Origin of the sequence: Vagococcus sp. CY53-2 (assembly GCF_022604695.1) — a bacterium.
Lineage (GTDB): Bacteria > Bacillota > Bacilli > Lactobacillales > Vagococcaceae > Vagococcus.
Genome location: NZ_JALAHP010000007.1, coordinates 296 through 12,599 on the forward strand (window position 1 = coordinate 296; position 12,304 = coordinate 12,599).

9 protein-coding genes are annotated in these 12,304 nt (G+C 34.5%); 3 read left to right on the forward strand and 6 right to left on the reverse strand.

All coding sequences use genetic code 11. The annotated features are described in order from the left end of the window. The coding region (locus MN581_RS08755; protein WP_241699613.1) for a leucine-rich repeat domain-containing protein at positions 1-1,477 on the reverse strand (1,477 nt) is incomplete at its 3' end. A gap of 174 nt (positions 1,478-1,651) precedes the next feature. Further along, the gene (locus MN581_RS08760; protein ID WP_241699614.1) at positions 1,652-3,616 is read right to left on the reverse strand and encodes a sucrose-specific PTS transporter subunit IIBC; all 1,965 of its coding nucleotides are present in this window, start codon (positions 3,614-3,616) and stop codon (positions 1,652-1,654) included. A gap of 223 nt (positions 3,617-3,839) precedes the next feature. On the opposite strand from MN581_RS08760, the gene MN581_RS08765 reads away from it, so the two are divergent. Both MN581_RS08765 and MN581_RS08770 read left to right on the forward strand, forming a co-directional pair. After that, positions 3,840-5,324, forward strand: a complete 1,485-nt coding sequence (locus MN581_RS08765) for a sucrose-6-phosphate hydrolase (RefSeq protein WP_117974083.1) — start codon at positions 3,840-3,842, stop codon at positions 5,322-5,324. 16 nt (positions 5,325-5,340) lie between these two features. Further along, positions 5,341-6,324, forward strand: a complete 984-nt coding sequence (locus MN581_RS08770) for a LacI family DNA-binding transcriptional regulator (protein ID WP_241699615.1) — start codon at positions 5,341-5,343, stop codon at positions 6,322-6,324. Between the two features lie 40 nt (positions 6,325-6,364). Here MN581_RS08770 and MN581_RS08775 read toward each other — a convergent pair whose 3' ends face one another. The 3 genes from MN581_RS08775 to MN581_RS08785 are packed head-to-tail and all read right to left on the reverse strand — an operon-like array spanning position 6,365 to position 9,298. Next, positions 6,365-7,075: a lactate utilization protein C gene (locus MN581_RS08775; RefSeq protein WP_241699616.1), complete on the reverse strand. Its 711-nt coding sequence runs from the start codon at positions 7,073-7,075 to the stop codon at positions 6,365-6,367. Continuing rightward, entirely contained in the window at positions 7,068-8,540 is a 1,473-nt protein-coding gene (locus tag MN581_RS08780; protein ID WP_241699617.1) for a LutB/LldF family L-lactate oxidation iron-sulfur protein, read from the reverse strand. The genes MN581_RS08775 and MN581_RS08780 overlap by 8 nt, the downstream gene beginning before the upstream one ends. Then, the gene (locus MN581_RS08785) at positions 8,540-9,298 is read right to left on the reverse strand and encodes a (Fe-S)-binding protein (protein ID WP_117974075.1); all 759 of its coding nucleotides are present in this window, start codon (positions 9,296-9,298) and stop codon (positions 8,540-8,542) included. Before MN581_RS08785 ends, MN581_RS08780 begins: the two co-directional genes overlap by 1 nt. 720 nt (positions 9,299-10,018) lie before the next feature. On the opposite strand from MN581_RS08785, the gene MN581_RS08790 reads away from it, so the two are divergent. After that, positions 10,019-11,203 (forward strand): iron-containing alcohol dehydrogenase, encoded by a 1,185-nt coding sequence (locus MN581_RS08790; RefSeq protein ID WP_117974071.1) that lies wholly within the window; start codon positions 10,019-10,021, stop codon positions 11,201-11,203. Between the two features lie 37 nt (positions 11,204-11,240). On the opposite strand, the gene MN581_RS08795 is transcribed toward MN581_RS08790, so the two are convergent. Further along, on the reverse strand, positions 11,241-11,960 hold the full coding sequence (locus MN581_RS08795; RefSeq protein WP_241699618.1) for an epoxyqueuosine reductase QueH: 720 nt from the start codon (positions 11,958-11,960) through the stop codon (positions 11,241-11,243). Positions 11,961-12,304: the final 344 nt, after the last annotated feature.

Here is a 12,304-nt window from a genome sequence, read left to right on the forward strand (position 1 = left end):
GTGTTTCTACTTCACTTGGTGTTTCTACTTCACTTGGTGTTTCTACTTCACTTGGTGTTTCTACTTCACTTGGTGTTTCTACTTCACTTGGTGTTTCTACTTCACTTGGTGTTTCTACTTCACTTGGTGTTTCTACTTCACTTGGTGTTTCCACTAAAACATTATTCTCATCAAGTTTCAAAGCATTCGTTAATTTTACTTTATCATTATCTGTTGCTACCACAAATTGAATATTATTAATATCTGTATAAGACGAAAAATTTAATGCCTCTTCAGAAACCGATAAATTTGGTGCAGAAAATGCGACTGATACTAAACTAGCAAAATCTCCACCCATAAATCCATTAGGAATCTCTTGTGTTCGGTTACCAAATGTAATGTCGGTTAATCCACTTAATTCATAAAAAGGATTTTTTCCATATGACACAACAGAATCAGGAATGGTTAAGCTTTTCAAATTAGGAATACTATAAAATGCTAAACGACCAATATGCTCGATTTTATTACCCAGAGATACTTCTTCTAATTTCAACATGTTTTTGAATGCCAAATTATCTATTTTTTCCAAGTTATTATTTAAGGCAATCTTTTTTAACCCAGTATTGTATTCAAATGCATTCTCACTAATCAACGTCACTGTATCCGGAACAACGTATTCCCTTGCATATTTATCAGCAGGATACGTGATTAATTCTGTTTGATTTTTATTAAATAATACGCCTTCATTTGATGAATACACTTGATTCTCATCATCAACTGAAATATCTTCTAGAGCAATTGCACCTGAAAAAGGAAATGCACCAATAGTGGTCACATTTTTCGGCAGATAGAATGAACGTAATTTTTTATTTGTTCTAAAAGCTCCCTCACCAATAGATGTCAATTTAGACGCTTTCGAAATATCAAAGGAAGATAAACTGTGATTAAATGTAAAAGCATTCTTTCCAATAGTTGTTACTGAGTCTGGTAAAGAAAATTGATTTAACCCTGAAAACGCAAAGGCATTATCTCCGATTGACTCCAATTGGCTTTCTTTTGGAATTGAAACAGACATTAAATTAATAGCACTATAAAACGCTTTTTCTTCTATTTTTCTAATGCTACTTGGCAACGAGAGAGTTTCAACATTTGAACCTGCTTCAGAAATCTGACCTGCCTCATCCTCATACGTTGTAAACGCAAAACTCCCTACACGAGTCACCGCATATTCTTTTCCATCAAACTCAACATATGAGGGAATGATGACATTAGTTGATAAATTAGGAATCGGCTGTTCACCATCCCCCACCTGAACTTCTAATTGACTTTCTTTATCATTAATGATTTTGTATATGACTCCTTGACTATCTTTAAAAAGTGTTGCCTGTTCCGTATCCAACATAACGACTTCATCTCTTATATCTGATGCCTCTACAACACTGCTATCTATATGACATCCAACCAAAATTAATGTACTCAATAATAAAACTTTTTTCATTCTATTCTCCTTTTTTAGGTATACCTAATTTTTTATTTTTGTTAATCTAAATTATAACGTTAGAAAGAATCAAGTCAAGTCCCTAAAGATGGATATTAAAATAAACCCTTGTATATAATAAAAAAACTTGTTATCAGGCAACCTTAGTAAGCCCAATAACAAGTATTTCTTAAATTATTCAGTTGGTTGTGTCACAACTAATAAATCTTCTTTAGCTGCTACTTCTTTTTTATTTAATGCTTCAATATTACTAAAAGCATTTGTATTAGTAACAATCATCATCACAGTAGGATCATAGCCTTTTTCTTTTAACAAGTCTAAATCAACTGTTCCTAATAAATCACCTTTTTTAACTATGTCACCACTTGTTTTTTCAGTTGTAAATCCTTCACCATTTAATTGCACTGTATCAATACCGATATGAATCAATACCTCAGCCTTTTTATCTGTCATAATACCGTACGCATGTTTTGAATCATACACAACAGTTAATTCACCATCAGCAGGGGCATACACGTTGCCATCAGTCGGAGAAATCGCAATCCCTTTTCCCATCATCTCTTGAGAAAATACCGGATCATTGACATCTTTCAATTGAACGACTTCACCAGCAATTGGAGATTCTAACACATCATCTTGTACAGTTTTAATACTTTCCTCAGGATCTTCATTTATTTCTACTGCTGTATTAGTTGAATCACCAGACACAGTAGCTTCTGCAAACAGATGACCATTTTTCTTACCATATAAATAAGTTGTGATAAACGCTACAACAATGCTAATGACAATTCCTATCATGTAATAAGGAATTGATTTTGGTGCAATTGAAATGAAGCCAATCACACTAGCAGGTCCCATTGCAACAGCTAAAACATGAAAGAATCCAATAAATGTTGTTGCAACGGCTGAAGCTATCATTGCACAGATAAATGGAAACTTAAGTTTTAAGTTAACCCCAAAAATGGCTGGTTCTGTAATACCAAGTAAGGCTGAGATACTTGCTGAAGTTGCTAAACTTTTTTGTTTTTCATTTTTTGTTAAAAACATCACGGCTAAAGCTGCCCCACCTTGTGCCACATTGGCCATAGAAGCCACAGGGAAGATAAATGAGCCTCCTGTTTTAGCTACTTCTGCTAAAAGAGTTGTTTCAATTGCAGGGAAACTTTGATGTAAACCAGTAATCACAATAGGTGAATAGAATAAACCAAACACTCCTAACCCAATTGCTCCTGTTGTATCATATAACCATACTAAACCATCAGTCAATCCATCAGATACACCACGCATGACAGGTCCAACAAATATAAAGGTTAAGAAACCTGTAATAATCAATGCTAGCATCGGTGTAAACGTAAAATCAAAAGCATTTGATATACGTTTATGGAAAAACTTCTCTAATGTTGCTAAAATCCAAGATACGGCTAAAACTGGTAAAACAGATCCTTGATAGCCAGCTTGTGCAACATCCATACCAAAAATATGCCAATAATTCATTGTACCATCTGCGATAGCATTTGCTACACCATACCCATTGACTAAATCTGGCATAACCATCGCCATCCCCATGGCCGCTCCTAGATACGGGTTACCACCAAAACGTTTGGTTGCAGAAAACCCAACTAGTATTGGTAAAAAAGCAAACGGTGCTGAAGCTAATAAATTAATAATTCCTGCATAATCTTGTAACACCGGGTACATTTGAACCACTGATTGAGGGCCAAATAACTGTTCAGCTGTTAAGACATTATTTAACGCCATCAACAAACCACCAGCAACTAACGCTGGAACAATTGGAACAAAAATATCAGATAATACTTTAATAAAGTCCATAATTGGATTTTGTTTTTTTCCAGTTGCTGCTTCTTCTTTAACTTCTGAAGTTGATACTTCTTTAACATTGGTTAAAGCAACTAATTCTTTATAGACTTTATTCACCTCACCTGCCCCAATAATAATCTGAAATTGCCCATTTACTTCAAACGTTCCTTTAACTGCATCAATATTATCTAAAGCAGCTTGATTCACTTTACCAGAATCTTTTAACACTAACCTTAAACGGGTGGCACAATGAGCGGCTGCTTGTAAGTTATCTTGCCCTAAAGCATTGTTTATCTCTTGTGCGACTTTTTTGTAATCCATTGTTTCTCCTCCTACAACATGTTTATAATGTAATCGCTTTTCTCGATTTAGATTATGTCATCTTTTCCCATAAATGTCAAACGTTTATCAAAAATATTCATTATATCTTTTTTTAATGACATTACCTTATAAATAAAGTGCTTTTTAAATTGATATACGTTTGACAAAAAAGAGCAAATACCTTACTATTTATGTGTCGAATACGCTTACTAGGAGGAACATTATGGTTTTAAAAAAAGAATGGACAACACCTGATAGATACAAAAAATATAATGATTGGGACACTGACTATATAAAAGAATTGATTACAACTGTTACTCATTCGCCATGGCGATTAGGTTATCATATCCAACCTAAAACAGGTTTATTAAATGACCCAAATGGTTTTTCTTTCTTTAATGGAAAATGGCAACTGTTTTATCAAGCCTATCCAATCGGACCTGTTCATGGGGTTAAATCGTGGGCGCATTTAACCTCTGATAACTTAATCGATTGGACGTATGAGGGTTTAGCATTAGAACCTGATACGTTTTTTGATAGTCACGGGGTTTATTCCGGATCAGCCTTACCAGTTAATGATAAATTATTACTAGCTTACACTGGAAATGTGCGTGATGATAATTGGCAACGTCGTTCTTACCAACTCGGTGCATGGATGGATACAACTAATCATATTACAAAAATCGATGAACCCTTAATTGATCATCCACCTGTTGGTTTTTCTCATGATTTTAGAGACCCACAAATTATTCCATTCAATGATGGCTATCTATTGATTATCGGTGCTCAGACAACTGATAATAAAGGAAAAGCACTAACTTATACTAGTAAAGACTTACAAAATTGGACTTTAAATGGTGAGTTAAATTTTACTAATGAACCAATGGGATACATGGTTGAATGCCCAAACCTTGTTTTTTCTAATGACAAAGCGTTGCTTATTTTCTGTCCACAAGGTTTAGATAAATCCATTTGTCATTATGATAATATCTATCCAAATATGTATATTATTGGCGATAGTTATGATTTAGAAACTAACGCCATTACTAATCCAACAGCATTAAAAAATTTAGATGAAGGGTTTGACGTATATGCCACACAAGCATTTAATAGTCCTGATGGTCGTGTCTTAGCAGTAAGTTGGATTGGTTTACCTGAAGTGAATTATCCGACAGATGACTATGGTTGGGCTCATTGCTTAAGCATAATTAAAGAGCTAATTATTAAAGATGATAAACTATATCAACTACCCGCAAAAGAAACAAAAACTTTGCGTCTAAATAGCATAAAATTACCTGAGAGCCAAACAATACATTACGATGCAAAAACAAATTGTTATGAATTAGAGATTGATTGCCATGACTCTGAAAAGGGTCAAATTAAATTAATGACTCAAGAAAATGGAGAGAACGGATTAAGTATCTCCTTTGATACAACTTGTGGTAAAATAATTATCGATCGTAGTCATATAGGGAATGGTTTTGCAAGAGAATACGGAGAAACAAGAGAGTTTTCTATTAGCCAAAAACCATTAACTCTCCAAATATTTGTAGATGAATCATTAGTGGAAGTCTTTATTAATGATGGTGAACAAGTAGCAACTGCTCGTGTCTTTCCAGAAGCTGAAGCAAATCATACATATATCACTGTTAATACCAATGTTCCTTCTTCTATCACTTATTACGAACTACGACAAACAAATAGATAAAGGAAGATAAGCATCAATGGCAATTAAATTAACAGATGTTGCAAAAAAAGCTGGCGTATCGCCAACAACTGTATCTCGTGTCATTAATAACTATGGCTCTTTAAGTCAAAAAACAATTAATAAAGTCAATCAAGCGATGAAGGAGCTAAACTATCAACCAAATAGTTTAGCCAGATCCCTTCAAGGTAAACAAACACAATTAATCGGATTAATTTTTCCAACTGTTTCTAATCCTTTTTATGGTGAATTAATTGATAAAATTGAAACGCGATTATTCGAGAAAGGTTACAAATGTATTATTTGCGACAGTGCGAATAATAAAGAAAAAGAAAGAAACTACATCAATATGCTAGCAGCAAATAAAGTAGATGGGATTATCGCTGGGGCTCACAATCTTGGTATCAAAGAATACGAGAACATTGATTTACCCATCGTCTCATTTGATCGATATTTGGCAGATGGCATTCCAATTGTTGGTAGTGACAATTTTCAAGGGGGATATTTAGCAACAGAGACCCTGTTTCTAAAAGGGGCAAGAAATATCGCTATTTTAACTGGCTCCCAACGCTCAAACTCACCAACTAATAGACGACTGAATGGGTACCTTTCGTTCATTGAAGAGCATCAATTAACGCCTAAAGTATTTAAGTTTGACCAAAGCTATCAATCAGCTGCCTTAAAAAACATCGAAATCAAACGAATTTTAGAAAACGAAGACATTGATGGGTTGTTTTGCACGGATGATTTAACAGCTATCTTAGTTTACAACCAGTGCCAACAACTAGGTATTTCGATTCCTGAAGATATGAAATTGATTGGCTACGATGGAACAAAGTTTGTCAGAACTTACTTCCCTCAACTAACCACTCTCGCGCAACCACTGACTGATTATGCCGATATCTTAATTGACTTGTTAATGCAACGAATTGATGACGTGGAGAAAAAATTAGAAGACCATTATTTTTTACCAGTTACTTTTGTACAGGGACAAACAGTTTAAAAAAAGCATGTAGAAAAATCTCTACATGCTTTTTGCTTGTCTATAAATCATTTAATACAACATAATACATTTTTAACGGGCCATGAAGTCCGACAACTAATTGCATCTCAATGTCACCAGAGTTTGATGGACCTGAAATAAAATGAATGGCAGAACCAACAGATTCACCTTTTTCAATTTTTTCAGCAAAGTAGTTGGCTGCTTGTGTTGAACGAGCCACAATGCTACTTTTTTTAATCAGTGAAATATAGTGTGTTGGTAAAAAGTGTAGTGAACGCCCTTGACCTGGTGTTGTTTCTACCACAATCGAGCCAGATTCCGCTAGCATAAAATCAGCATTAGCAATCACGACATTGGCTTCTTCTGCTTTTTTTATGTTACTATCACGAAACTCTTCTCCCTCATCCCAATAAGAAATATCAGAGCTATATTCTGTTTCTAGAAAATCTAATAACTCTTTAGAAAAACGATCATCTCTCGGTAACAAAATATTGCCATTTCCTGATTGTTCAATCAATTTTTTCAATGTATTATGTAACTCACTTGATGGAATATCTAACAACTCAGTATGAATATCTTTGACTTTTTCTTTACAGATACCAAGCAGTTCGTCTACATTCTTATCTGCTAAGTGTGTTTGTGGCAAATCATTTATTGGAATGTATGGATGATCTGCAACATTTAAAGGTGTTGTACCGAGTTTTTCATGTAGGTTAGCTAAAAATTTATCACGATTATGAATATTAGTCATTGTCTGCACCTGCCTTATGATCTTTAAACCATTTTCTAAAGCTATCTTTGTATTTTGGTGGTCTTGGTAAATCTCTCACATCTGTCCAACCTTTTACAAGTCCAGGACCTTTATTGATAAAGCCACCAAACTGGTACATATTTGTAACGGAGGTTGGTGATTTTTTACTTAATATCCCCATTCCACCATGTGCCATATGAATCGCTGAATTGAATAAAAATGGTGAGGCAGTGCCACTACCAATGACTTTCATTTGGAAATCTTCAAATCCGTGTTTCATTTTCAAGTCATCTGTCATCACTTTACGGTGTTCAATTAATAATTCATGTAACGGAATCTTAACAGGGCAGGTTTCTGTACAAGCACCACACAAACTTGATGCATAAGGTAATTCACCAAACTGTTTGTATCCACCCAATACTGGAGATAAGACAGCACCAATTGGACCTGGATAAATAGACCCATAACCATGTCCACCGATATGACGATAAACAGGACACACATTCAAACATGACCCGCAACGGATACACTGTAGGACTGGTTGAAAAGCTGTTCCTAACGCATTTGAACGACCATTATCCACGATGATCACGTGGAAGTCTTCTGGTCCATCTGATTCATCTGCTCGTTTTTGTCCAGCAAACGTCACATAAGTCGTTAAACTTTGACCAACCGCACTTCGAGCCAATAAGTTATCCAACACTTCTGCTTCTTTCATCGTTGGAACAATTCGTTCCATTCCCATTAAGACAATTTGTGTTTTCGGAATACTAATCGTCAAATCAGCATTTCCTTCATTTGTATCCAAATTAATCATACCACTATCAGCAATTGCAAAGTTACAACCTGTAATCCCAACTTCTGCTTCAAGGAAAAATTTCCTCATGACTTCACGAGCACACCTAGCTAAATTTACTGGATCATTATCCCCTTTGTAGCCAAGTTTTTTCTCAAAGACTGCACGAATTTGTTCTCTATTTTTATGAATACTTGGAAACACAATATGTGATGGTTCATCCCAATCATCCATTTGTAAAATAAATTCTGCTAAGTCAGTTTCCATGACACTCACGCCATCAAGTGTTAACAGCATAGGATCAACATCGACTTCTGTTGTGACCATTGATTTTGATTTAACAATTTTTTTTGCTTTTTTATCTAAGACGATTTGTTTAACGTACTCATTAGCTTCTTCTGCTGTTTGAGCAAAATAAACGTGCCCACCTTGTTTGGCAACATTATCACTAAATTGCTCCAAATAGTCTGGCAAATAAGCAATCGTATGTTGTCTGATACTCTCACCTAACTCGCGCCACTCTTGCCAATTACCTAATTTGTCACGAGCACCTTCACGTTTTACCCATTGAGCATCCTGAGCTTTAGCTACGGCCTGTTGCATGAAGACATCTTTTTTACTATCTTCTAATCGCTCTTTAAATGGTTTTGTACTTGTTGTTAATCCCATTAGTTTGCCACCCCGCTAGATAATTGAATTCGACTAGTATCGACATTTGAATTTAATATTTCTGCGATGTGCATGATTTTAATCGGATTACCATCTCGGTTAAACTTACCACCAATATTCATCAAGCATCCCATATCAGCACTAATTAAAGTATCAGCACCTGTGTTAATGACATCGTTCATTTTTTCTGTCACCATTTGCTCAGATATCTCTGGCATCTTGACGGAGAAAGTTCCACCAAAACCACAACAATTTTCAATATGGCCTAATGGAATCATTTCTAACCCTTCAACATTATCCAATAATACAAATGGTGCTTCCCTTTCACCTAACAGACGTGTCATGTGACAAGAACGATGATAGGTTGCTTTACCTTCATAACACGCACCTACATCTGTTAGTCCTAATACCCGGTAAATAAACTGACTAAATTCGTATGTTTTCTCTGCTAATTCAACTGCTTTAGGATAATACACCTCATCATCCTTCAACAACTCTGGATACTCACGTAACATCCCCACGCAAGACCCTGCTCCACCTACTACGTAATCTGAGTTTTCAAATGCTTCTAATTGATTAATGAGTGTTGCTTTGCTCTTCTTTTCATAACCACTATTAAACGTTGGTTGACCACAGCAAATTTGTTTTTCTGGAAAATCGACCTCACATCCTAATCGTTCTAGTACCTCTACCATGGCTATTCCAACATTTGGAAACATTAAATCGACGACACAGCTGGTAAATATGCTTACTCTCATTCTGATTCCTCCAAACAACAACTTATTTTTTTAATACAACTTTATTTTACTACTTTCAGACTAATTCAAACACTTTCACAAACAATTTTTTACTGTTTCTGTACTATTTTTATAAGTAATTCATCATTTTTCCTATACCAACAACAACGAGGCATAAAACGATTGTGTATAAAAGACAATAAAACATCGCTTTTTTAAGGCTAATTCATAACGCCTCCCAGACCATATGTGATACTATGCACAAAAGAGAACCCAAAACCCACTATGCTCAAAATAATCGTGCCGACAAATCCAATCATACAAGCTAAATCTCCTCGTATATGAAAAACACCCAATGATAACATCAGCCATACTATCGGAATAATAGCGACAAAATGTTTCAATAAATCCATGTTATACCTTCCATTTTCAATTTAGAATACACAAAAACTAAATAAAAGACACCTACTATCCTAATAATAGGTATAAAAGAATAAAAATAACCTAATAAACAAGATAAAAAATAAATAATATAACTATTTAAACTTTAACATATTAAAAAGTTAAATAAATACATCTTTTTTATTTTTATAAATTTAACTAATTAATACATCATTATATAAAACACTTTAATGCCTATATAATAGTTAAAAACTTAATCATAATATAAGCCAAAAGAGTATATTATTGACAAATCTTTCCAAAAATAAGACAATATCATAATAGAAATGGGGAATATTGATGAAGAATTTTAATTTTCACGCACAAACCAACATTTTATTTGGAAAAAATCAAATTAACCAATTACCAACTGTATTAAAGCAATATGGAAAAACTGTATTATTGACTTATGGTGGTGGTAGTATTAAGCGAAATGGATTATACGACGATATTTACCGCTTAATTGGAACGGACACTAAAATCATCGAATTAGGTGGCATCGAGCCAAATCCTAGACTTAGTACTGTTATAAAAGGTGTTGACCTTTGTAAAGAAAATAATGTTGATGTTATTTTATCTGTTGGAGGAGGTTCAACAATTGATTGCTCCAAAGCAATTGCTGCAGGTGTATTCTACGATGGAAACCCTTGGGACTTCGTTGTTAACAATGAGATTAAGTTGACAAACGCTTTACCCATTGTGACAATATTAACGATCGCCGCAACAGGTTCAGAAATGAATGGGGGAGCAGTTATCACAAATGAAGAAACAAAAGAAAAATTAGGTTTCCATACACGCCTGGTCACACCCAAAGTATCAATTTTAGATCCCACTTACACATTCTCTGTTCCAACCTATCAAACAATGGCTGGTTCAGCAGATATTTTTAGTCATTTAATTGAAAATTATTTTAATCAAACACCAGATACCATGGTTCAAGACGGCATTGCTGAAGGCTTAATGAGAACAGTGTTGCATTACACGCCAACAGCTTTAACCGATCCAACAAACTATGAAGCTCGCGCTAATTTAATGTGGGCAAGCTCTTTAGCACTTAATGGTTTAACTGGAAATGGAAAAACTGGCGTTTGGTCATGTCATCCAATGGAACATGAATTAAGTGCTTATTATGATATTACTCATGGCATTGGTTTAGCTATCTTAACACCAAGATGGATGGAACACGTCTTAAATGATGACACAGTCGAACGTTTCGCTTTATACGGACACCGTGTGTTTGATTTAGAGCTAAATGACGACCTATACATCATAGCAAAAGAAGCCATTAAACAAACTTATGACACTTTTGTTAAGTGGGGCGTTCCAATGACCTTGCCAGAAGTCGGTATAGATGACTCGCTCTTAAATGAAATGGCTGAACAATCAGTGAAGCATTCAAATATCAGCACAAAAGCCTATGTACCACTTAGCGCTGATGATGTATTAGCTATCTATACTGACTCATTAACACCTATGACATTTTAAATAAAAAAGCATTTCTCGAGAAAAAGAGAAATGCTTTTTATAATTCAGCTTCTTTTAAATACTGCTTTGCTTCTTTATTGATGTTTTTTAAATCTATCCCTTGCTGTTTAGCAGCAAAAACACACCCACAATAACATTGACGATAAACATCGTATTCTCTACATAATTCAATTGATCTTTGATAGCCACCTCTTTTTTTAAAATCACTTGGCAAATAATTGACGTCATAAATCTTTTGAATGTCTAATCCAATCTCATTAATCAGTTGAGCATTTTTCTTTGGAGAAATCGTTAAGGCACTACCGAAATAATCAAATCCTCTTTTTTGCGCTTCTTCAGCCACTAGGTCTAATCTCATCTGAAAACAACTCGTACACCTTTTTCCACCTTCTGGCTCAGATGTTAATCCCTGTTTAGTCATTATTTTAATGAATTCATTTGGTTCGTAATCAGCTTCGATAAACGCCACTTCTTTATGATACTCACGATTAAATGTTTCTACAAACTCCTGTTGAACCATCGCTCGCCTTTTATATTCACTCTCAGGATAAATATTGGAGTTGGCAAAGTATATCGTGACATCTGCGTAATCCGTTAAAAACTCTAATGTGTAGGTACTGCATGGTGCACAACAACTGTGTAGCAATATCGTTGGACGTGTTTCCTCTTTTTGCCATGTTTGAATTAACTTTAACAACACACTATCATAATTGATTGTTTGATTTTTCAAGTTACTTATAATATCCATCGAATCCATCACTAATACTCCTCTATTGTATCTATTTTATTTTATTATAGCAAAGTTACATGTTTTGTTGCTATATGAGTGATGTGTTGAAAGTCATACCCATTCTTTTTGTCAGAAAAAACTCATTATCGGATAGTTGACAACTAACTATTCATTAATCTTTATAAATAAGAATAGTTTGCTCAAAGCCTTCTTCTATACACGAGTTGGTTCAATAACTTTTTCTACTAAAACTATTTTTAATATTTCACTATCTTCATAAAAAAGAAACCCTTCAAATAAGGTTTCTTTTTTAATTTTGAGGTAGACCTTTTCAGAGTCACAATGTTGTCGTCTGTAATACATGGTAAGTC